Source organism: Photorhabdus laumondii subsp. laumondii, from assembly GCF_003343245.1.
Taxonomy (GTDB): domain Bacteria; phylum Pseudomonadota; class Gammaproteobacteria; order Enterobacterales; family Enterobacteriaceae; genus Photorhabdus; species Photorhabdus laumondii.
Genome location: NZ_CP024901.1, coordinates 3,940,647 through 3,965,668 on the forward strand (window position 1 = coordinate 3,940,647; position 25,022 = coordinate 3,965,668).

At 40.8% G+C, this 25,022-nt stretch carries 15 protein-coding genes and 2 pseudogenes; 13 read left to right on the forward strand and 4 right to left on the reverse strand.

What is annotated here, in order from left to right:
- Window positions 1-92: 92 nt before the first annotated feature.
- Window positions 93-608: a gp53-like domain-containing protein gene (locus PluTT01m_RS28310; RefSeq protein ID WP_370445604.1), complete on the reverse strand. Its 516-nt coding sequence runs from the start codon at window positions 606-608 to the stop codon at window positions 93-95.
- Window positions 609-721: 113 nt separating this feature from the next.
- On the opposite strand from PluTT01m_RS28310, the gene PluTT01m_RS17135 reads away from it, so the two are divergent.
- Window positions 722-1,560, forward strand: a protein-coding gene (locus tag PluTT01m_RS17135; protein ID WP_232507859.1) for an IS5 family transposase whose coding sequence is annotated in 2 segments (ribosomal slippage) — window positions 722-1,061 and window positions 1,061-1,560 — 840 coding nt in all. Because the reading frame shifts where the segments join, the coding sequence is not laid out codon by codon here.
- Window positions 1,561-2,013: 453 nt separating this feature from the next.
- Here the strand turns inward: PluTT01m_RS17135 and rtxA are convergent.
- The gene (rtxA, locus tag PluTT01m_RS17140) at window positions 2,014-12,609 is read right to left on the reverse strand and encodes an MARTX multifunctional-autoprocessing repeats-in-toxin holotoxin RtxA (RefSeq protein WP_011147513.1); all 10,596 of its coding nucleotides are present in this window, start codon (window positions 12,607-12,609) and stop codon (window positions 2,014-2,016) included.
- A gap of 1,276 nt (window positions 12,610-13,885) precedes the next feature.
- On the opposite strand from rtxA, the gene PluTT01m_RS27260 reads away from it, so the two are divergent.
- From PluTT01m_RS27260 to PluTT01m_RS17205, 12 genes and pseudogenes are all read left to right on the forward strand, one after another.
- Window positions 13,886-14,287: a hypothetical protein gene (locus PluTT01m_RS27260; RefSeq protein ID WP_011147514.1), complete on the forward strand. Its 402-nt coding sequence runs from the start codon at window positions 13,886-13,888 to the stop codon at window positions 14,285-14,287.
- A 308-nt stretch (window positions 14,288-14,595) separates the two neighbouring features.
- A pseudogene (locus PluTT01m_RS17150) lies at window positions 14,596-15,072 on the forward strand (phage tail protein); the annotation flags it as partial.
- Complete coding sequence (locus tag PluTT01m_RS17155) at window positions 15,069-15,668, forward strand: tail fiber assembly protein (RefSeq protein ID WP_011147516.1); 600 nt, start codon at window positions 15,069-15,071, stop codon at window positions 15,666-15,668. The pseudogene PluTT01m_RS17150 and the gene PluTT01m_RS17155, both read left to right, overlap by 4 nt.
- 839 nt (window positions 15,669-16,507) lie before the next feature.
- Complete coding sequence (locus PluTT01m_RS17160; protein ID WP_011147517.1) at window positions 16,508-17,227, forward strand: gp53-like domain-containing protein; 720 nt, start codon at window positions 16,508-16,510, stop codon at window positions 17,225-17,227.
- A 155-nt stretch (window positions 17,228-17,382) separates the two neighbouring features.
- Window positions 17,383-18,654, forward strand: coding sequence for a phage tail protein (locus PluTT01m_RS28095; RefSeq protein ID WP_011147518.1), 1,272 nt, complete (start codon window positions 17,383-17,385; stop codon window positions 18,652-18,654).
- A 446-nt stretch (window positions 18,655-19,100) separates the two neighbouring features.
- A complete protein-coding gene (locus tag PluTT01m_RS17175; protein WP_011147519.1) occupies window positions 19,101-19,928 on the forward strand; it encodes a phage tail protein in 828 nt (275 codons plus the stop codon).
- Between the two features lie 39 nt (window positions 19,929-19,967).
- Window positions 19,968-20,087 carry a tail fiber assembly protein gene (locus PluTT01m_RS27940; RefSeq protein WP_109791728.1) on the forward strand — a complete coding sequence of 40 codons (120 nt, stop codon included), beginning with the start codon at window positions 19,968-19,970 and terminating at the stop codon, window positions 20,085-20,087.
- Between the two features lie 413 nt (window positions 20,088-20,500).
- Window positions 20,501-21,328 (forward strand): phage tail protein, encoded by an 828-nt coding sequence (locus PluTT01m_RS17185; RefSeq protein ID WP_011147520.1) that lies wholly within the window; start codon window positions 20,501-20,503, stop codon window positions 21,326-21,328.
- A gap of 1 nt (window position 21,329) precedes the next feature.
- Window positions 21,330-21,764 (forward strand): tail fiber assembly protein, encoded by a 435-nt coding sequence (locus tag PluTT01m_RS17190; RefSeq protein WP_011147521.1) that lies wholly within the window; start codon window positions 21,330-21,332, stop codon window positions 21,762-21,764.
- 388 nt (window positions 21,765-22,152) lie between these two features.
- Window positions 22,153-22,872 (forward strand): gp53-like domain-containing protein, encoded by a 720-nt coding sequence (locus tag PluTT01m_RS17195; RefSeq protein WP_011147522.1) that lies wholly within the window; start codon window positions 22,153-22,155, stop codon window positions 22,870-22,872.
- A 67-nt stretch (window positions 22,873-22,939) separates the two neighbouring features.
- Window positions 22,940-23,092: pseudogene (locus PluTT01m_RS17200) on the forward strand (tail fiber assembly protein); the annotation flags it as partial.
- 467 nt (window positions 23,093-23,559) lie between these two features.
- Window positions 23,560-23,820, forward strand: coding sequence for a YfhL family 4Fe-4S dicluster ferredoxin (locus PluTT01m_RS17205; RefSeq protein ID WP_011147523.1), 261 nt, complete (start codon window positions 23,560-23,562; stop codon window positions 23,818-23,820).
- Window positions 23,821-23,822: 2 nt separating this feature from the next.
- On the opposite strand, the gene acpS is transcribed toward PluTT01m_RS17205, so the two are convergent.
- Window positions 23,823-24,203: a holo-ACP synthase gene (gene acpS, locus PluTT01m_RS17210; protein WP_011147524.1), complete on the reverse strand. Its 381-nt coding sequence runs from the start codon at window positions 24,201-24,203 to the stop codon at window positions 23,823-23,825.
- On the reverse strand, window positions 24,203-24,934 hold the full coding sequence (pdxJ, locus tag PluTT01m_RS17215; protein WP_011147525.1) for a pyridoxine 5'-phosphate synthase: 732 nt from the start codon (window positions 24,932-24,934) through the stop codon (window positions 24,203-24,205). Before pdxJ ends, acpS begins: the two co-directional genes overlap by 1 nt.
- Between the last annotated feature and the right edge of the window lie 88 nt (window positions 24,935-25,022).

Genomic DNA, 25,022 nt, shown 5'->3' on the forward strand with positions numbered 1-25,022 from the left:
AATGCAATTCTATTTTATAACATTTTTATATTTCCTTTAAATGAATAATAAGCCGAAACAAGTTCGGCTTATTATTCATTTTGAAATACTAATTAAAACCCGATTGCAAAATAATCTCCATATACATAAGTATCACCAGCAGATAACTTGATTTCAGTCCCATAAGCATTAATCGTTCGCGCTGCAACCCAAGAGTTAAAAGTATTCAATGTCCCGTTAGGTGCGGCTGACATCGGAAATATCCAATCACCAACAGGTGACATAAAAACCTTCAGACAACCCTGCTTAAAAGGCGTTGGTAAAATAACTTTGTTTATCGCTAATGGAGTAAAATTATGTCTTCCCCATTGAAGTATTAATCCACCCGGCAGTTGTTGATAACCATTAAGTGATAAACTACCGGGGAAATTTTTGTTCGCATGACACTCTAATGAATCAGTAAAAGTCTTATTAAGGGTTGCCAAATCACCATTATCTAAGACATCCTTTCCACACTGAGTGGACATAAAATTAGCCACAACAGAGGCTATTGTCGATGACTGGCGTAGTGCCTTATTTAATAAGTGAGTGGGAACATTATCTGGTGGAAACCCAGAATACAAACTCAAACTTTCTTCGTATCTTTCTTGGCTGACTACATTCGCATTACTACTAGGGTGTGTCCCGCAATAGGCTGAGATAGAATAATCTATGTGGCTCTGACTTTCGGAAAAAACATGTTATGGCTCGTTACGACCTTCCTGATGAAGCATGGGAGTTACTGCTCCCCTTATTGCCCCCTGAACATTCTCAACGGGCGGGACATCCTTATGTTGAACACCGCCGGGTTATCAACGGCATGTTTTGGATACTCTGTTCCGGTGCCCCCTGGCGGGATTTACCCGAACGTTATGGTTCCTGGAAAACCGTCTATAATCGCTTTAATCGGTGGGCAAAATCGGGGCTCATTAACCTCATTTTCAATAAGTTATTGTCAATACTGGATGAACAAGGTTTAGTTGATTGGTCAGCTATATCTCTGGATGGCAGTAACATTCGTGCGGCACATTGTGCGGCGGGCGCCAAAAAAAACATCCCGATGTCACCGAAAATCATGGCCTGGGTCGCTCTCAGGGTGGTTATGGCTCCAAAATCCATCTGGCGGTCGATGGAAAAGGCTATCCACTGAATGTGGTACTCAGTGCAGGTCAATGTCATGAAAGTCAATATGCAGTGCGCCTGCTGGATGGTCTGGGTATTCAGCGTAAAAACGGTTTTATGAAACGTCGTTCAAAAGCGGTGATTGCTGATAAAGGTTATGCCAGCCACGCATTACGTAACCGGTTAAAAAGTCAGGGAATAAAAGTGATAATTCCCTATAAATCAAATGAAAAAGCGCGGTCAGATGGACGGGTTAAATTCGACCATGAAACGTATCGAAGAAGAAATGTTGTAGAAAGATGTTTTGGTCGACTCAAAGAGCATCGTCGCATCGCCACCCGTTATGAAAAGACAGCAAGAAATTATATCGCTATGGTGAAATTAGGTTGTATCCGCTTATTTCTTAAGGCCATAATTTAATTGAGGGACATAACCTAGTAGAAAAAGCCTTAAAATCATTTTTATTACTCATTTACCCTCCTCACAAAAAAACAATAGATTTCATTTGCTAAAAATTTATTTAAATAGAAACTTTCAAATACAAAGATAACATCAATGTAAAAACAAGCAATAAACTTATTTTAATCATTATGTTATTAAAGAAAATATAACAAAATAAACCGACTCTACCTCAGCAATAATAGCATTACATATGTCCACAAAAAAATCCCAATACGTTATCTAAATAAATAATTCATGACAATAATCAGAAATATTATTACTTCTTGTATTCTTATAATAAATTCAACATTAACAAATAAAACTCAGAAATAGTACCCACTAAAACTTCACAAAAAAACAAAAAATAGCCCACATTTCTGTGAGCTATTTTTATTTCTACGACAATTATTCTGCTGATTTACAGAGAGCTAATTAGGCAAATTTTCCCTTGCCAAGAGTTACATCGGCCCATGCCGTGGCAACAGCAGCTCTCGCCTTACTGCCCAGACTCTCAATAAAACCATTATCGCCCACTGTCGGGGAAAAACTACTCATTGCCTGAATCAATGAATCAACCGCATTGTCAGAAAGTGCCGTAAATTCATACTCGCCCGATTTGTCTTTATCCCCCATCTGCGTCACTAATTTGGCACGATGACCATTAAAGTAATCATTAAAGGTAACTGAACCCACCGATTCAAAGATCTCCTGAGCAGTGTTATCCTGAGTATGACGGTTCACTGACAGCACCAAATCATATCCACTGCGCTGGAACCATAAGTCTTTCCAGTCAACACCATTAAACAAGATCATATCTTCTGCGTTGATATCGTTAACCCGGTTATCAATCACTTCTGCGCTGACCACAAAGCTATCGACACCGGCTCCACCCTGGAAGCTGTTCTGATAACCGCCCAGCACTAACAAATCCTGTCCATCACCGCCATTAAACTGGCTGAACTTCGAAATCGCAGCGGCTATCAAGTGATCATCACCTTCTCCGCCATTAATCATCGCATGGTAGCCCATCAGCTTAATCGTATCATTGCCGGAATAACCATCGATCCGGTTGTCATTGCCAAATACTCTGGCAAAGTCATCGCCTTCACCTAAATCAACCCGGTTGTTATTGCCGATGGTCACCGCGTAGTCCTGACCTGCCCCAGTATCCACCCGGTTATAGTTACCGGAAGTCACGACGTAATCCTGCCCATTACCCGCATCAATAAGGCCGCCTTCACCAAAGACAAACGTCTGGTCATTACCTTCGCCCATAAAGACATGGTTAATACGTCCGGCTACCACGGCGGTATCATCACCATCGCCGCCAAACATCCAGTTTTCGCGCCCCATGAGAACGCCCATATCATTGCCTTCACCACCCGTAAAGATATTGGATGTTCCTAGTGAGTAATAAACATCATCACCGCGACCACCCCAGAAGTTGTTGTTATCGCCCAAATAGGCACCGAGATCTTTACCGTCACCACCCCAGTTGAAGTTATAATTTCCCAACGACACATTAATATCGCCATCTCCTTGCAGATGACCACTGTTACGCAGGAAATCAAAGGTTTTTTGCTTCATATTGAGCAGATCTGCGGTTAGATTCTCTTTCAAATTGGTCACTAATGATTGCATCTCTGCTTGTTTATCTTTGCTAAACATCGTTGCAAACAGGTTAGGCAAATTCAGCGAATTAAAGCCAAATGCACGTTCTGCTTTGTTATTCGCTTGAGCGCTATCTCCGTTGGTGCTAACCACCGCGCCTTGTTCCTGATTTTTATCGGGCGCTTTCTCTTTCAAACCATGACTTTCCGCAAATGTCCTGACCCCATCTTCTCCCGCTTTGATGCCGGCCTCCAAACTATCCAGCAATTTCCCCGGGTTGGTGAAGGCTGCCAGTTGATCACCGCTAAATTCCTTTATCACTTCCAGCATCTCTTTTAGCATCGCCTCGCCATCAACAGGCTTGCCCGTGCGGGAAACAATACGTCCATCCGCGGTGTAATCCACACCAAAAATATCCGCCAAAGTGGTATCCGCCCCCACCTCCGATAATCGGCCAAGCAGCTTATTCTGAAGCTGACGCGGTAAATCCTGCGGGGTATAGGTGAAGGTTGTTTTCGCCATACCCGTTGCCGAGTATTGCTGGGTCATCAGACCAAACAGTGAACCCAGATTGGTATCCAAAATTGACTGAATATTGTCACCGAACGTAAAGTTCCAGTTGCCGGTCGTCACCTGAATATCAGCGCCACGCCCGCCAACAGCAAAGTTGAAGGCCAGCTTCTGATTAGCCTGACGGAATTTATCTGCCCGGCTCATTTTGCCCATTTCAATGCTATTGCCATTTTCACCTAACCACTGATTAAATTTCTTATTCAGTGCTGATTCGGCGTCATTCTGCAAACCACGGCTGCTACGTTCATGTTGTGAGTCCAAATCAAGCAACGTTTTGTAATCCACGCTACTGGTTTGGTCTAAACCAGACATATCACGCACAAACTTCCTCGCTCCGGCAATTGTCCATTGCTGATCTTGTGCCGCTAACCAATCCTGCGTTTCACCGGAACGAGCAATACCTTTCAATACCTCAGCAATACGGGCAGTATCATCAAATGGATTGACCAACGGTGGCGTTGGGATGGATTTATCCATCATCACAATCAAGTCATTACTGCGTCCTTGATTGAAACTGACATTACGGTTACCAATAAACATCTGCGCCCCTTCAAGCGCCTGATAGCCGCCTATATCAACGCTATGTTTGCTATCACCATGACCAATGTGAACCATCACATTGTTGTCACCGAAAGCCAGCGATTTAAAACCACCGGTTCCCACTTTAATACCTACGTTCGAGGTTCCCCAATTAAGCGCCGTAAACTCTCCTTCACCGACATCCACTTGGATATTACCGGAGTAACTGAGCTGACGATGCGAGTTATCGCTGGTATTAACCTTTTCACGCTTTTGTGGCTTAATGAAAATTTCTGTGTTATCCGCAATTTCCCCTTTGGTAACCGAATCAGCCTGCGTGTACCCAACTTTAGCGAAGTCGATATCGCTTTCAGCAATACCACGACGAACCTGTTCGGTATGCGTTATCAGTTTATTCTCCGCATTCAAGCTCAATACAATTTTGTTATCAGGCGAGTTGTTAACCCATTGGTTATTTTCGTCACGGGTAAATTTACGGCCTGTTGCGTCAACCGCAACTTCGCTACTACGGGCTGACACATCACTGCGAATGCCTTGTTTATCCAATTCAGTAATAAAGCGACGCGCAAAGCCATCCCGTTTATTATCACTAATCAGTGAACAACCCACCAAACTGATGTGATCGGGTTTGCTGATGGCCTGTTTGCCCAGCTTAGCCGCCTGGTAAAACTGCTTTAATTTCGTCGCCAATTCATCAGCACTGTAACCACTCAGACGAATGTTATTCTGCTCTGACGTATCACGACCATGACCGACAACCTGCCAACGTAATTTATTTGATAATTTAGCCAGATCGCCATAAACAACACGATATTTACCGTTGGCGTCGAGTTGAATAACCACGCTGGAATCCGGGTGTTTACCCGCCAGATTAGCGGCTGCTCTGGCAGCTATCGGGTCATCTTCCATCTGAAGAATAATCTGACCATCAAAACGGGTTTCACGACCATCAGTCTGCGGCGTTACGTCCACCTTTTGCCAGCCATCAACGGGCTTTTTCAGATGACTATCGCCGATAATCGTCGGTTCTACCCCTTTATTTGTGCCAGATAACCCCTCTAAGTCTTCCACCGCAGGGCGGCTTTGTGGTTTTACTACCGCATACTTCTGATAAAACTCTTGAGTTTCTTTAAACGCGTTATCCAGCGCCTGATTTACCCACACCTTACCCGATTCCCCAGCAATATCCGCCAGATCCTGATAATTAGCCGTGTAGCTGTTCAGTATCTGTTTACGTTTTATCTCATCAGTTGCTTGTAGTGCCTGATAAACCACCAGACTTTCGTTGACAGAGTGACCACCATCAAATACCAAAAACGACAGCGTATTGAGATAGCTCTGCCCGGTTGAGAAGTCGGGTTGCTTGCTGGCAATATAGTCATTGAGGTGAACCATGATATTGGTCGAGCCAGACGCGCCAGTTACCACAGACTGGCCTCGCTCCAATGCATTACTCTCAAATGCCGTTTCCCGTCCGGGAGTCAAGATCCGGCCTGCCGCGACCTTTCTACCATACAAAAAGTCGTCATGTTTATTATTCGCAGGTTGGTAGGGCAACGCCGTGCCATAATCATTGGTCTGCTTTTCCGTAATTTTTACTTTGTACTTAACATCCTCCGCATTCGTCCCGGCAGTCAGTTCAGTACTGGTTGAACGAGCTTTGGTGATCACGTTCAGATAGAAAGAATCCCCTTTTCTCTTCCAGTCAGCAACATCCATCCCCATTCCCGATGTAGTCGCCATTTTTACCGCCAGAAACGGCACCTTAATCACAGAAAAACCATCATCAACCTTGGTCATCATGGTCTTGAAATTAGCAAAAGTCGGATCGTCCAAGAATGTTGTCACCTCAGGTACCCGGCTGAACCAAGGGCGAAAATCCTTATCAATAGCCTCGGCAAAAGATTTCATCTTTTTATCAATTGCCCCGTTACGTTTCTCACCTTCAGGATAAAGATCACCTATCCACCGCTCAAAATCTTCTACCAAGAAGTTACCTGTTCGTTCAGCGGTATTTTTCGCCTCTGGTGAAGCCGTTTTCACCAGTTCATAAGCCAGTTCAGAATCAAAATGGCGGCCAAACAGGTTATCAATATATTGTCCAGTGGCCTTCTCTTTATTAGCATCAGTCAATAGCTGTTGAGCCAGCGTGTGCAATTCAGGATATGTTTGCAACTGGGCAACAGCATCCTTAAATAATTCTTTGGTTTTTTCATTTGTCACTTGCCCGGTAAGCCAAAGTTTTCTGGCACGTTCAATCAGCGGCTTACCTTCTGGGATAGCTTCTTGTTGTAATCGGCTGACGAAAACGATAAGGCTTTCGTTTTCGGTCTTAGGTGCTTCCCGCTCTGCTACAGAGTTAGTCTGGGTTAATGGCTTAATTTGCAAATCAGTGAGACGATTAATTTCGCTTTGTGCAATATCGCCTTTCAGGCCCACCACACGGCCAATCCCATCGAACGATACCTGCTGTCCAAACTGCGTAACCTGCTCAGGTGCCACAGCGATCCCCAAAATCCCGGCTGACTCAGCTCTCTGGGCCTGAATGTGAGCAACCAGCTCACCCATCTCAAAACGTAAGCTTTTCACCAGTTTGCTACGTTGAGTGAATTCCTTGGGATCATGCTGCTGCCAATGCGCCAATGTTTGTTCAAGCTGCAATACATGCTGTTCATCGGGCTGCTCAACGGTACGGTTAAAAGCCTCACGCACGGCCACCAGCGCCTTACTAGGCAAATCGGTATTTATCGAACCAAGACGCCTTTTAGTCGAATCAATAAACCGCTTGTTATCCTTCTTCAGTAAGATAAGTTCTAGTTTTTTAAGTACAGAAGAATGAGATCTAGGGTTATTTCCCCCTAATCCTTGCAGATCAATACCTGAAATCGTCGGCGCTTTTCTGATTAATTCTCTGGATTTATTTAAAGTTGATTTCACCGCGCCATCGGATGATGTTTCGGTAAACATTGACATGATCGAAGCACCGGTATTTTCTGAACGCATCCCTTTATTAAGCTGTAACCGATTGACTGCTTGTTGCGCATTATTCAAAGCAGCCAAATCTTCTGCTGTTAGTGCCAGATCTTCACTGAGCCAACCGTCAGGTTCAGCTTTTGATGCAGGATCGATATGACTCTTCGATTTCTCCACCTCAATCGGTATATAAGCGTTTCCAGACAAACCGCTGCCCGCTGCCCCAGTGCGATCCGGTTTAGCATTATCAGCCTGTTTCACGCTTTTTGCATTCTTCTGCGCCTGTATCGTTTTATTTTCCGCCGCTGTACTATCACTTTCACCACGCTGTTTCGCTTTGTCATACGCGGTATTGGCGTCACTCACCGCTTTATCGGCTCGTTGTTTCTGTAATAATGCCTCTTCTTTTCTCTGCTCCGCTTTTTTCTCAGCGTCTACAATATCGTCGTCTGCACTATCTAGATTCTCAGCGCTTTTCGTGAAACCTACTTCTGATTTCTTAATGGCTGTTATTACTGTTTCTCGTTTATCAATAAAGTGCTGCTGTGCATCAGCTAATTTTTTCTGTGCAGTAAGTTTGGCATCATTTAATTTATTCTGGATATTATCCAGATATCCACCAGCAAACCGATTACGCCACTCATCACCTGATTTACCATCATAATTTCCATAGTTATTAAGCGCACCCATACCTTGAGTCAGGGAGAATAGTTCTTCCGTGACTCCCCTAGACTCTTCACTTATTACATCACGTTGCACTTGACCATTGGTATTCAGCGCAGCCTGATTGGTTGATTCTAGTTGGCCTTGTGATTTTGAAATCGTTTTAAGCTGTTTATCTTTCTCTTGTTGCAGACGCTGATGATTTATCTCCGCTTTTTCTTTATCGCTTAACGCATTTTGCGCGGCTTTATTCTGCTTCGCATGTCTGACAACCGCATCAGCGTGTGGTGATGCCTGATCCTGAGCTGAACCAACATTATCTCCAATCTGCAAGTCATTCTGAATAACGTTAATATCAGGCGTTTCTACCGGGGTTATTGCGCCACTCAAGTTGTTCGCCAGATCCGAACTCACTTCATCAATTTTATCCATCTGGAAACCATCAATGGCGGAAACTTCGGTTAAATTAATCGCCCCTCTACCTTTATTGACGCCAGAAGTATTTGCCTCATCACCACGAATCAGATAATTAATCGTCTGGCTTCCCTCTACATTGAACACAGTTTGTTTAATATTCTCAAACAGAGAAGAGAGATGACTACTTTGTGTGTTGCTCTCTGCAATAGAAAGACTGTAGAAATCACCATTACCCACCTTAATCGCCACATTATTGCGGGCATAAGAGGCATTGATCCCCAGGCCATCGCCAATATGAATATTGGCATTACCTTTGCCTTTCATGATCGCAACATTGAGACCATTTCCCACTTTGGTATTGACGTTATATTCACCCCACACCGCGTTGACCGAAACTCCGTCACCTACTTTGGTATTCACATTCAAGTCGCCATGTGTCGCAGTGACGCTTAAACCATTCCCTACCGTAGTGGTGATATTAGCTTTACCCTTTGCCGCGGTAACCTGCATACCATCACCGACTTTGGTGACGATATTGCCTTTACTCCACAAGGCATTAAAGCTGTCACCGTTCCCGACCTGAGTCACAATGTTGGCATCAGCTTTAGCAAGTACTACATTATTCCCATCGCCTACCTTAGTAATCACATTAGCTTTGCCCCAAGCGCCGGTATAATCATCACCGTTACCAACATGGGTGATAATGTTAGCATCGCCCTGAACTACCGTGACTTCTCGCATTCCGCCCACTTTGGTAATGATATTCGCTTTACCTTTCGCGAAATTGTAACGATCACCATTACCAACATGCGTCAGGATATTAGCCTCACCCCAGACGGCGTTAATCCCTGTACCTTCCCCCACTTTAGTGATGATATTGGCTTTACCTTTAGCGAAACCCACGGTTGTGCCATCACCAATGTGGGTCATGATGTTGCCCACATCGGAAATAAGCAGGCCGACCGTCGTCCCACTACCCTCTTTCGTCAGAATATTGCCTTTACCTAATAGCACGGCAGCCGTCGTTGATGCTCCCATATGAGTCACAACGTTAGCCTCGGCCGCTGCCACAACCCCCATAAAACCCTTACCCACTTTGGTGACAATATTGGCTTTACCCAGTGCCAGTACGCCAGTTAAACCGTCGCCATAATGGGTCATGATATTAGCTTCACCAAACATTGCCGCCAGCGTTGTCCCGTCACCCATTTTGGTCATCACGTTCAACTTACCGGCAAGCAAGCCAATGCTGGTGCCATCACCTACATGCGAATAGATATTAGCTTCACCCACCATCAAACCAAGCGCCAAATCATTGCCCGCTTTTGTCAGGATATTGCCCTGCCCGATCATCGCGGCAAAGGTTGAGCCATTACCGACATGGGTCATTACATTGGCCTCACCGATCATTGCTGCCAAGGTCGTCCCATCACCCACTTTGGTAGCGATATTGCCTTTAGCCAACATCAAAGCAACGCTCATCCCATTCCCAACGTGAGTAAACACATTGCCAGCGGCTATCATCAATGCCAGCGCCTTACCATCCCCTACTTTGGTAAAGATATTGCCCAGACCCCCCATCAACGCCCATGCATCACCCTTGCCAACATGGGTAAAGATATTGCCAGCACCAATCATGGCCGCAATTGCAGTTCCATCTCCCACTTTAGTAAAGATGTTACCTGCTGCTCCCATGACCCCTAATGTCTGATCATCTCCTACATGAGTCAGCACATTACCAATCCCAAGCATAATGCCGGTAGTATCACCGTTGCCTACTTTGGTCAGGATATTGGCACCACCCAACATCACCCCCGTCGTGCTTCCATAACCAATGTGAGTCAGAACATTTGCACCACCGCCCATCAGCGCAACAGCATCACCTCTTCCCTTTTTGGTCAGGATATTGGCACCGCCCAGCGCAATTGCTGTGGTATCTGATATTTCATTATCACCCGAAATATGCGTGATAATGTTGGCTCCCCCGAGCATGCCGGAAACCAGATTATCTCCGCCAAGCTTGGTCAACACATTAGCACCCCCCAAAAGTAACGAAGAAATACTCCCTTTACCTTTTTGGGTCATGACATTAAAACCGCCGGCACCTAACCAATTCGCGCTGCCCTTACCTATTTGGGTATGGGTGTTATATCCCCCCAACATGACGACCCGGCTATCGCCATTACCTTGGTGGATTGAAATATTGCCAATCGCCAAAAGACGAGCCAGATACCGTCCATCACCGACACGCACCAGAACGTTTGCCGCACCACCAGCGTAAACATCCATTTCCCCATTCCGGCTTTGGTGAACAAGGACATTCGCCAAACCTGCACCACGGAATGTCAGATTGCCATCTATGCCACTTTTTTCGATGATATTGGCAGCACCTGCGCCTTCAAAATGCGTATTACCAGATCTCGAACTATGAAGAATGACGTTAGCAATCCCATCACCTTCAAAATTAACATTGCCATTTATTACACTGGATTTAATAAGGTTTCCGCCACCCATACCGCTAAAATTAACGTCACCGGAGCTATCACCGATATTCGAAGATGATTTCACCCATTCCTGAAGACTATCTTCTTCAATATGTTCTAAATGCTCAGAGACACGACGTACAGTATCGACTTGATATTTAAGGTTAGTGAGTGAATATCCCCCTACCTCCATCGAGCTATAACCATTTGCACGTGAAAAATCTTCATTGGCTAAATCTCGGGTATGGTCGCCCGCTTTATACCAGGCACTGGCATAATATTTCAGCTCGCCGGTTTTATCATCATTCTTCAATTCCACCACAACCACTTTGGTATATGACTCGACATATTTGGCATAGACATAAGCATTTGATCGACGATTCGATTTCACCGCCGAAACATCCAATACCGAACCATTAGAATGGATTGAACGCCCATGCATTTTTGCATCAATCAGCTTGATATCTTCTGCTTTAGCCGTGGTTCCGCTGGCATAAGTCACCCACTGATTTTCTCGCAAATCTTCTTCAACAGTATGCTGAATAGTAACGGGTTGATGATGTTCAAAGATTAAATTGGAAAGACGATAATCACCATCATTGCTTATATCATCATATCCATTCTCTAAAGAGATATTTTCCGTAGCAAGATTTTTGAGTTGATTACCATTTTTACGCCATGAAGTGGAGTAATAACTCAATTTATTGGTTTTAGGATCATTTTTTAGCTGAACTTTGCTGATCTTAGTATATTTTCCGTCAGCAAATGCAAAGAGATAAGTATTAGACTCAGTCGTTGATTTAATAGCAGTCACTTGCTGAGGCTTCTGGGATCCCATCTTCGCCGTTATTAATACAATTTTCTCCGCGCTAGCGTATCCCAAAGCTTTATTATACGAATCGCTATCCTCACCTATTCTTGATATTTCATTGTAACCACCGGAACCGGAGAAACGGATATTACCATGAGCTATATCAGAATAAACTTTGTTATAACCCCCGGCACCTTCAAATTCAATATTACCGCGAGTCTGTTCATATTTATCTTTACTATCTCGCAAACGTTCAATGCGATTTAATGCTCCAGCACCCTGAAAGATAATATTGCCTTCTTTCCCTTTACGAATAATGTGGTTATCAACCCCAGCACCAGTGAACTCAATATTACCGCTTTCCACCCGTGAACTGATGCTATTTGCTGCCCCTCCACCAACAAATATCACATTTCCCTTGCTTCCTTCATAACGGTCATGCCAAGTACGGTCAATTTTATTACCCGCCCCTGCGGCATTAAAGTTTAAATCCCCCTGATGAGTTTCGTGCCATAATCCGTTATAACCACCAATACCTTTAAATGTCACATTACCGGATTGACCTCTACGACTGAGGTTATTATAAGCAGCAGCCCCAGAAAAATTTAGATTACCGCTGCTCCCTCGGTGATCCATAGAAACACCACCCGCCGCACCAATAAATGAAATATTGCCATTACCGTTTTTATCAATACTTGCGTAACCCGCGGCACCATGTACCTTCAGATCACCGCCAATATTCACTATTTTTAAATATCCGGCACCACCATCTACGGTCTTATCACCAGAACTGGCATAGATTGTTGCTCCTAGCGAACCAACGGTAATATGATCATTCCCTCCTTTGGCATAAATCTCCCCTCCCAATCCAATAGCAACAATATTATTCCCACCATCATCATCATCATATTTCCCAGTAAAGAAAAATTCCGCACTACGGTTTGATGATTTCCCCATAAATAATCCCTTAATTAAGTTTAGGTTAAATATACCCGTTATCTTTCAAGCTGCCTCTTTGTTGGCTGCACGCACTCACCCCGGTCACATCGTTATCTATATGCGCCCGGGGATTCGCGCCCTTGCCGTCGCGATACATCTTGAAATCCATTGGGTATGGAAAACTACTGCATCTGACAGATACAACAGTTGCTTTGAAAATCTAATTTCCCGCGGATGATACAAATCCCCCGTCCTTCCCACGGTAAAAAGCACAATGACAGCAATCAATTAAGCATGTTTTATATAATTTGTTTTAATTCAGGCTGATTGCTGTTTTCAGCCACCATCTTATTTATCCCATTGTTCTTTTTATACCCGTTATCTTTCAAGCTGCCTCTTTGTTGGCTGCACTCACTCACCCCGGTCACATAATTACCTATGCGCCCGGGGATTCACTCCCTTGCCGTCGCGATACAACTTGAAATCCATAGGGTATATAACCAAAGAAATAAGAGAGAAAATGCTTTTGTTATCACGGGTATCAAAGATGACTTGTTCTAATTTTTTAAACATATTTCTCCCTTAAGAATAAATTTATTCACAAAGACAACACAATATACCGAAAAATAGAAGCATTAATCCCAAAGATATAATGAGCTGATATCTCTATAAATATGGTCAAATGAATAAGCAAAATAAAATAATAGTTCATCTACAAAAATATCATCTAACAATAATAGTCTGATTTTTTTATAAAAATACAGATAAATCCTTAAAGCATAATATTAACAAAAGAAAAACAAAAATATATCATAAATAAAATTTCTTATTTATGGATATAAGAATCTTTCAGTTGCTGTCCAGAGCTAACACCCATCCTTTCATAAAGAAATCTTCATAATCATGATATAACCTCTAATTAAACCGTCGAGATTAATAGTTGTGGTAATATATAGCCGTCATCTTTCAAGTTGCCTCTTTGTTGGCTGCACTCGCTCACCCCGGTCACATAGTTATCTATGCTCCCGGGGATTCACTCCCTTGCCATCGCGATCCATCTTGAAGTTTCTTGGGTATATAATTTTCAGAAATAAGACATTAATAGCTTTGGTATATTTTCAATTATAAAACATTGACTATTTATTACTACCAACTACATATAAGTAGTTAACAACCTAAGTTATAAATCATTCCATTATTCCTTTTCTGAACTAAATTATAAATGAACGGATACTATCTTTACAACAACTCAAGGTATGGTCTATAAATACATAATCTAATTTGAGGAAAGTATATGAGTCCCAAAAATTATTTTAAGGATTTATCTACTAGCAATAATGCTAATGTAGTAAATCAAGAAAAATACGAAAAAATCCTGAGTTTGTATTCTGGATTTCTACCAGATAATGTCCCCACGCATTTATTAAATAAGGTATTACGTCGATCGTCAACAACAGTCTCTGTTGTAGATAATTTTATCATGACACAATCTGGTGATAGTGTTCTCAATGATAGTGATATCGTTAAACTCAACATTCAATTAAATAGAGAGTTAGAACAAAAAATCATAACTAAAATTTCCAATTACGCATTGAAAAAATCACAAAATGTTGCAGATATTCCTAATAAAAATGTACTTGTGAAAAACCGAAGCTTATTGGAAAAGCTAATTCCGGTAGGTGCACCACCTCTTTAGCCGACTGACATACACCAAATAGTGGGTGAAATGTAATGGAGCAATCTTCGATAAAACTTTATATCCAAAATTAGCAGCAGTTTACCCCAGTGGCGGATGACCGATATACCCTAAAGATTTCAAGATGCATCGCGACGGCAAGGGAGTGAATCCCCGGGAGCATAGATAACTATGTGACCGGGGTGAGCGAGTGCAGCCAACAAAGAGGCAACTTGAAAGATAACGAGTATAGGGGTATCAAAGCCACATAACCTAGCGTTTAACTATATGATGAGGGCAGCATAATGAGCACGTTGGTACTTGAAGAAATCCCGGTAGGAATACCACTTCCTTGGCCGACTGACATACCACCAAATGGGTGGGTGAAATGCAATGGAGCGATCTTCGATCAAACTTTATATCCACAATTAGCGCAAGCTTACCCTACTGGCAGATTACCCGATTTACGGGGTGAATTTATCCGGGGCTGGGATGATGGGCGTGGGGTGGATATTGGCCGATATCTATTATCCGGGCAACTAGCAGATATTGCTCCACATAGTCACAGGGTTGTCCGGATGTGGTCCAACTCAAATGGCGGAACCGACGGGGTAGGTTCAGCGGGCCGTATTCTCAATAGTGTCTACCAAAACATTAACTACGGCATTGATCCTCGCGGAATAGGCATCGCTATCGGCATGGGATCTGGTGGTTACGGCTATATGGATAATGCGATTGCTGCTTCAACGGGAACAGAAACACGTCCACGAAATGTGGCATTTAATTACATTGTGAGGATTGCATGATGAATAAGGCTGTACTGGATAAAAATAATATTGCCATCAGTGCCGGAAGTATCGTTGTGTTTAATTACGATGCGATTACGCTGGAATATTTAAACAGTTCTGATGAGTACCTTCCCGTTGGTATCGGCCTTCCTGCCAATTCCTGCATAGACGCACCACCTAAAGCCCAAGAGGGATATATCGCCTGTCGTTCACCTGATTTAACCGGCTGGCAAATGGTACCAGACTATCGAGGGAGAATAGCTTACAACACCCAAACTGGGGAACAGAAGGAAATCATTAAACCGGGTGAATTACCAGAAACACTGACATTCAAACAACCAAGCACCGATTTTGATAAGTGGGATGGTGAAAAATGGGTAACGGATATTGAAGCTCAAAAAGCCAACCAGATTAAACAGGCAGAACAACAACGTGTCATTCTTCGTCAACAGGCTAATGAAGCTATCACTTTATTACAATATGCCATTGAAACTGAGATGGCCTCAGACGCAGAGAAAGCATTATTGCTTGCCTGGAAGAAGTATGTGGTATTACTGAACCGTGTTGATACTTCAATGGTTTCAGATATTAAGTGGCCACAAATACCAGAATAATAAAATTATCAAGACCGGGCACTATTCTATCCCCGATCTTTTCTCCAGTGATGATAATGACTTTTTTGACCGGTCGATTTCCGATGCTTTTGAAGTATTAATCCGGTCAGGTATAATTTATGATTAACATTGTGGGCTGCATGGCAGCCCTTTTTTCATTTTATTTTTTTAGGAGATAACTTCTCTCCTTATTTGATAGGTATACTCCTCTATATTTATGGAACATAACATATACCCGTCATCTTTCAAGTTGCTTCTTTGTTGGCTGCACTCACTCACCCCGGTCACATAGTTATCTATACCCGTTATCCTTCAAGTTGCCTCTTTGTTGGCTGCACTCGCTCACCCCGGTCACATAGTTATCTATGCTCCCAGGGATTCACTCCCTTGCCGTCGCGATGCATCTTGAAATCCATAGGGTATATGCTCCCGGGGATTCGCTCCCTTGCCGCCGCGATGCATCTTGAAATCCATAGGGTATAAAACAAATATAATAATCTAATCAATAGACAAAACAATAGTATTTTCGTAGTTACCACTTTGACATAATGTATTTTAATAAAACTTGTGGAAATCATTTAAAATTTCCCAAAAGAAATAAGATAAAATAATTTCCATACGTGAAATATAAACGTCTTGAATATACTTTCGATAACAATATGTTAAATAACTTATTGCTATCAGTCATATATAAATAATCAATCGTTTAAGTTATAATAGAATCTTACTCTCCTCTTTTTGGAGTAGACTATAATTAGAATCAACCTCGATAAATTACCTATACTATAACTTAACATGTTAATTATAACAGAACATTATTTTATTTAAGGAAAGTGTATATGAGTCCCAAGAATGATTTTAAAGCGTTTTCTATTAATAATAATGCCAACATAGTGAGTCAACAAGAATACGAAAACAGACAGGATTTAAAAACCGGGTTCCCACCAGAACATATTACTATTCATGTATTAAATAAAGCATTGCGTCAATCATCAACAATAGCCTCTGCCGTCGCTGACTTTATTGCAACACAATCTGGCGATGATGTTCTGGATGATGGGGATATTGTTAAACTAATCGCCCAGCTAAATAGAGCATTAGAACAAAAAATTATAACTAAAATTTCCAACTCTGCATTGGAAAAAGCAAAAAACGGCGCAGATATTCCTGATAAAAATACGTTTATAAAAAACTTAGGTTTAAATGAAGCTGCAAAACGGGAAATAGGAGCTGGCGTTAATCAGGTTCCAGATATGTCGTTTTTCAACGCAAACCTAGGTTCTACCGGCTGGCAAAAACTACCTTCGGGTTTAATTGAAATGTGGGGGTTTGTGCTAGTTCAAGGCTATGGTTCTATGGAGGCCGGATATTTAAATAATTTCCCAATCCCCTTTCCGAACGCATGTTTAAATGTTGTGTTAGCTAACGGTGGTTATAACCCTCAAGACTCCGGAATATGTTCAGTACATGTAGTAGATCGGAGTCAGTTCCGATGTTATAGAAGCCCTACTAATCATCCTACGCCTGTTGGCGCGTATTTTAGGGCGATAGGATACTAATTTGATAAAAATAAAATTGTCACGATCATTTAATTAACATAGCAAAAAATCATGATCGATAAAACCATGTATTCAATGCATTAAATAAGGAATCAATTTTACAATAATTCAATATGTTATTTATAAAATTCATTACTTAATCTAAGGAGTATAGTATGAGTCCTAAAAATGATTTTAAGGCTTTTTCTATTAGTATTAATGCTAATGCAGCGAGCCAAGAAAAATATGAAGAAAGTCAGAATTTGAAAACTGGGTTTGCACCCGATGGTATTACCACTAATATATTAAATAAGGCATTACGTCAATCATCTACAATATCCTCAGTAGTCGCTAATTTTATCGCGACACACTCTGGCAATGATGTTCTGGATGATGGAAATATAGATAAACTTACCGCTCAATTAAATCAGGCATTGGAACAGAAAATGGCACCAAAGGTTCCCGATGCCTCATTAACACAGAAAGGTATTGTTCAGCTTACCGATGTAGTTGGTAATAGTCATTCACTCGCTGCAACTCAGAAGCTTGTTTCTGATGTCAATGATAATGCTAACAATAGATTAGCCAAAAACCAAAATGGGGCAGATATTCCCAATAAAAATGAGTTTGTGAAAAATCTCGACTTATTGGAAACCGTCAATCTGGCGAAAAATGCTGTGCCGAATAGTAGGAAAATTAATGGTAAATCGCTGACTGGAGATATCAATTTAGCGGCTGGCGATGTGGGAGCATTTAGGCTCGGATTAACAGGAAAATATTCTGTTGATAACCAAGTCCCGTGGAATGTAGATTCAGGGTCATATGACTTACTGCATGCGAAATTTAGTGATCATGTTGTGCACTTCTATAATGGCGCTGGGAATTGTCCGGCTTTTCAGTTGAAAGTGCATTATAAAAACGGGGGTATTGCTTATCGCTCGGCTCGTGATAATTATGGATTTGAAGAAGATTGGACTAGCATTTATACAACCAAAAACAAACCTACTGTAAATGAACTTGGCTTATCAGAAACCGTGACATTGGCAAAAAATGCGGTTCCTAATAACAGGAAAATTAACGGCAAAGCACTGATTGAAGACATCAATCTGGAAGCCAGAGATGTGGGGGCATATTCACGTTCAGAATCCGACGAACGATATCAAAAGAAAGGCCCTAATCAGGGATGGCGAAAAATAGGAAGGAGTGGAGATAGTGGAAGTAGCATATTACTGAGTCAGGACATACGAGGAAGATGTATATATTTACGTACTGGTAGCCCAGGTATATTTTTACCTTTACAAATGCCTCCGATCGATAATATTTTGGTTGGCACTGGATATGGATCAAAAGGATGGCTCGTTGTGCATTCATCAGACGGAGGAGTGAGGCTATCTATAGTAAACAAAGAGGATTGCCCTGATATTACAGAAATTTATATTGCTGATTAAAACCATGGGCTGCATAGCAGCCCTTTTCCCATTTTATTTTTTTAACAGATAATTCATGCCATTATTTGATAAAAATATTCCCTTATATTTATGAAACATACATAAAAAATAAAAACATTTTGGATATACTTTCGATTACAAGACATTAAACGATTTATTATCATCAGCCATACACAATTAATTAATCAATTGATTAATAATGAAATCTTATTATTCCATTTTTGGCGTAGACTATGCTTGAAATTAATCTCGATAAATTACCTATACTATAACTCAATATGTTAATTACAAAACAATATTATACCCTATGGATTTCGAGATGCATCGCGACGGCAAGGGAACGAATTCCCGGGAGCATAGATAACTATGTGACCGGGGTGAGAGAGTGCAGCCAACAAAGAGGCAACTTGAAAGATAACGGGTATATTTACTTAAGGAATATATGTATGAATCATAAGAATGATTTTAAAGCGTTTTCTATTAGCAATAATGCGAATGTAGTCAGTCAAGAAAGATACGAAGAAAGTCAGAGTTTGTATTCTGGGTTTCCACCAGATAATGTTCCCACTCACTTATTAAATAAGGCATTGCGTCAATCGTCCACAATAGCCTCTGTTGTAGCTGATTTTATTGCGACAGAATCTAGCAGTGATGTTTTGGATGACGGTAATACAACCAAACTTACTACACAATTAAATAAAGCACTAGACCAAAAACTTACAAAGAAAATTCCCGATGCCTCATTAACACAGAAAGGTATTGTTCAGCTTACAAATGTAGTTGGCAATAGCAATACACTGGCCGCAACTCAGAAGCTGGTCTCCGATATAAATGATAACGCCAATAACAGACTAGAAAAAACGCAAAACGGCTCAGATATCCCCAATAAAAATGCGTTTGTGAAAAACTTAGGGTTAAATGAAGCGGCAAAACGGGCAGTGGGGACTGGAGTTAATCAAATCCCAGATATGTCATTCTTCACCTCAAACTTGGTTCAGAATGGTTGGCAAAAATTACCCTCAGGTTTAATTGAAATGTGGGGAATTGCACGAGTTTCTACCGGAGGAAGACCTGATCTCGGATATCTTAATAACTTTCCAATACCATTCCCAAATAAATGTTTTAGCATCACATTAACTCACAATGATTGGGACCCGAGAGCAGCAGGAATATTCGGGGCATCCGTAGTAAATCAGAGTCAATTCAAATGTTATAGAGGTTCAGGTGACGGCCAACCTTTTGTTTATACCTATTTTAGGGCAATAGGATATTAATTAAAAAATTAATTTATCATAATAATTATTTAATTAAATTTGGAAAAAAATTATGAACAACAAAAACTATTTAGTACATTAAAACAAAATTTTTATCTATTGCAAATAAAAAAATACCGGGTGATACTTAATCGGGTTGATACTTCGAAAGCCCCATAAATTGACTGGTCAATTCCACCATTATCGTAATTAACAAAAAGATCGGGATTCAGGTAGAACCCGGTCTTTATCATTTTATTGATTCTGGTATTTTGTCGCTACTCAATATCAATAATCATTAAAATATTAAACCAAATCAGTTATACCACATAACTCCCCTAGATCATAAATGGAATTAATAAACATCATTTTCAAATATTAAATGCAAATAGTTTAGATACATTTAAAATTACAAAAAATTAACATATTCATTACCAACAATTATATAAAAATAGTTAACCCTATAAGTTATAAGAATATTCCATTATTCTTTTTTCTAACTAAACTATAGCTGGCGTGAATAGGGAAAAATTATTTTTATAAAAATTCACTATATTGCTTATAAAATGCACTGATTAATTGGAGAAAAATATATGAGTCAAAAGAATGATTTTAAGGCTTTTTCTATTAGTGAAAATGCAAATATAATGCCCCAAGAAACATATGAAAAAGAACAAAAATTACAAACTGGGTTTCCAACAGCAGATATTACCCCTGAACTATTGAATAAGGCATTACGTCAGTCGTCAACCATATCCACTGTCGTCGCTAATTTTATCGCAACACAATCTGGCGAAGATGTTCTGGATAATGGGGATATAGACAAACTCACCACCCAATTCAAGAAATCCTTAGAACAAAAAAACACAACAGAAACTCGCGATGCCTCATTAACAGAAAAAGGAATTATTCAGCTCACAGACCAAATAGGCAACAGTAATACACTCGCTCCAACTCAAAAGCTTGTTTCTGATGTAAATGATAATGCTAATAATCGACTGGCAAAAGACCAAAACGGCGCAGACATTCCTGATAAAGCTGCATTTATAAAGAACCTTGGTTTATCCGATTCAACAAATATAACGATAGGGAATGGTGAAAATCAAGTGCCTAATATGTCGTTTTTCACCTCTAGCCTGAATCAGGTCGGATGGCAAAAATTACCTTCGGGCTTAATTGAAATGTGGGGAATAGCATCAGTTAAAGGCAATGCTTATGCCGAACCTGGTGCTTTAAATAACTTTCCAATCCCATTCCCGAATAAATGTCTCAACGTCACGTTAACTCACGTTGGTAACGCCCCTCAACATGCAGGCACATTTTCAATAATGATGGTCAATAATACCCAATTCCAATGTTTTAGCAGTATTCCAAATTTACAAGTTCCTGTAGCCGCATTTTATAGAGCAATAGGGTATTAATATGAACGATAAAAACTATGTATTCAGTGCATTAAATAAAGCATTTTATCCGCTATTATTACAACAGGAGTATATTGAAGCTGGCTCATGGCCAAATGACCCTATATCTGTAACTGATGACATATTTAATACGTTCTCTGGAATCCCGCCCACAGGAAAAATACTTTCCTCTGACGAAGAGGGTCTTCCTTGTTGGGAAGATATTCCACCACCAACAAAAGAGGGATTGATATCCATAGCAGAAGTTCAAAGAGCGCAATTTATATCTCTGGCAAATGAAAAAATAACCCCACTGGCTGATGCAGTAGAACTTGATATCGCAACAGATGAAGAAATACTATCCCTTAAAGAATGGAAAAAATACCGGGTGATGCTTAACCGGGTTGATACTTCAACAGCACCGGAAATTGACTGGCCAATTTCGCCATTATCGTAATTAATAAAAAGGCCGGGATTAAGGTAAACCCCGGCCTTTATCATTTTGTTATTGTATTATTGCCAGCACTACAGCCATAAATATTCTGTTATCATCAGAACTATTCTTCATACGATATTAATGACCACGAACGTCATTAAAATCTACTTCCCACAATGAATCTTTTAATAGGAAAATCATTTAAAATAGTTTCTATAAAATAAGTATTAATTACTTAGATAGTATCGAATTGTTTATTGCTCAAAGCATATAAAAACTATTAACATCATAATTTATAAAAACATTTAATTATTGTTTTTTATCCTTAAACTATAAGAGGCAGTAAATTACACTTACAACAATTTAAGATATTAATATAAACCTACTATTAAACCTTAGGAAAATTGATATGAATCCAAAGAATGATTTTAAAGCGTTTTCTATTAGAGATGGTGCTAATGTGGTAGCTCAAAATTTATATGAAAATAGTCCAGAATTGCAGACTGGATTTTCACCAGACGGTCTTACCCTCCATATATTAAATAAGGCATTACGTCAGTCTTCCACAATATCATCTGTTGTAGCCGATTTTATTGCGACAGAATCTGACAGTGATGTTTTGGATGATGGTAATATAACCAAACTCACCACCCAATTAAATAGAGCGTTAGAGCGAAAAATTATAACTAAAATTTCCGACTCCGCATTAGAAAAAGCAAAAAACGGAGCAGACATTCCCAATAAAAATGCGTTTTTAAAAAATTTAGGTTTAAATGAAGCGGCAAAACGGGAAGTAGGAATTGGGGTTAATCAGATTCCAGATATGTCCTTTTTCACCAAAAATTTAGCTGAAACCGGCTGGCAAAAATTACCCTCAGGGTTAATTGAAATGTGGGGAACAGCGTTAGTTAAAGGTAATGCTCTTTCCTCACCTGGTAATTTGAATAAATTTCCAATTCCGTTCCCTAATAAATGTCTCAATGTCACGTTAACTCACCTTGGTACTGCCCCTCAATACGCAGGGATATTCTCAGTAATGATAGTCGATAATACTCAGTTCCAATGTTTTAGCAGTATTACAGACTTACAAAACCCTGTAGCAGCATATTATAGAGCTGTAGGATATTAATATGAATGGCAAGAACTATGTATTTAGCTCATCAAATAAAGCAGTTTATATCTCTCGCAAATAAAAAATAACCCCACTTTCTGATGCAGAAGAACTTGATATAGCAACAGACGAAGAGATGCTATTACTCAAAGAATGGAAAAAATACCGAATGATGCTTAACCGAGTTGACACTTCAAACGCACCAGAAATTGACTGGCCAACTCCGCCATTATCGTAATTAACAAAAAGACCGGGATTAGTATAGCGCCCGGTCTTAATTATTTTTTTATTGCTAATACTATAGCCGTAAATATTCTGTTATAATTCGAACTATTATCACCTACGACTTGTTAGCCCATACAATATTGGTGACCTTGCACGTTATTGAAATTCCTTATATAGCTAACCGAATAATACAGCTAAGACAGAAAAAATTTCATATATTATGGTCTTATGTTGCCAGACTTGGTTTTTCAATGTAATTTATGCTGTATATACCCTATGGATTTCAAAATGCATCGCGACGGCAAGGGAACGAATCCCCGGGAGCATAGATAACTATGTGACCGGGATGAGCGAGTGCAGCCAACAAAGAGGCAACTTGAAGGATAACGGGTATAGAAATATAAGAAGTGTGTAATAGTAATAAATAAGAACCATCAATAACACACTGATTTAAAATGAAAAATAAGTTAATCTATTGAAATGTCGTTATTAATCAAAAAAAGCTGTATCAATTGTGATATGTGTGAACCCGAATGTCCCAATCAGGCGATATCGATGGGAGATGAAATTTATGAGATTGATGCCGACCGTTGCACCGAATGCATCGGTCATTATGATTCGCCAACCTGTCAATCAGTCTGCCCGATAAACAATACGATTATTATCGATCCAGACCGTCAAGAAACAGAAGAACAATTGTGGGATAAATTTGTATTACTGCATCATGCAGATAAAATCTGAAATCAGCGCTCAAGAATAACGGTCGCACAGGCATAGCGGCGCTCATCAGCTAATGTCACATGCAAAGAGGTCGCCCCCAATTGCTGAGCCAACGCTGCGGCAGCACCATAGAGCCGCAAAATCGGTTTTCCCAGTGCATCATTGACCACTTCAAACTGGTTAAATGCCAGCCCATTGCGGATGCCCGTTCCTAATGCCTTTGCTGCGGCCTCTTTTACCGCAAAGCGTTTAGCCAAAAAACGAACCGGTTTTTCATGTTGCTGATATTGTTCCCATTCTAATTCACTGAGAATGCGTTTTGCCAAGCGCTCACCTGAGCGCTCGACAACCCCTTCAATACGGGCAATTTCAACAATATCCGTACCTAACCCAATAATAGCCATTAACGGCGAGCTTTCCGCATTTGGGTTTTCATATCTGCCACAGCAGCAGTTAAACCACTAAATACCGCACGCCCAATAATGGCATGACCAATATTCAATTCATAAATTTCTGGCAGAGCAGCAATACGTTGTACATTATGATATGTCAGCCCATGACCCGCATTAACCGTTAAGCCTTTACTCGCTGCATAAGTCGCGGCTGCTTTAATACGATGAAACTCTTTTTCCTGTTCTACTTCATTTTTTGCATCGGCATAAGCACCCGTATGAATTTCAATGAAAGGTGCGCCAACTTCATTAGCCGCATCAATTTGTCGATGTTCCGCATCAATAAATAACGAGACAAGAATACCCGCATCAGATAGACGCTTAACCGCCGCAGCAACCTTATCTTTCTGACCAATAACATCTAAGCCCCCTTCTGTTGTCACTTCCTGCCGTTTTTCAGGCACCAAACAGCAAAATTCAGGTTTAATACGACAGGCAATATCCACCATTTCATCAGTCACGGCCATTTCAAGGTTCATCCGAGTCTGAATAGTTTTTTTCAACAGTTCGACATCCCGATCGGTAATATGACGGCGATCTTCTCGTAAATGAATAGTAATACCATCCGCTCCCGCCTGTTCCGCAACAAAAGCCGCTTGAACCGGATCAGGATAATGGGTACCACGGGCATTGCGCACCGTCGCAATGTGATCAATATTAACGCCTAATAATACTTCAGCCATATTTATCTCCTGTATACCCGTCATCTTTCAAGTTGCTTCTTTGTTGGCTGCACTCACTCACCCCGGTCACATAGTTCTCTATGCTCCC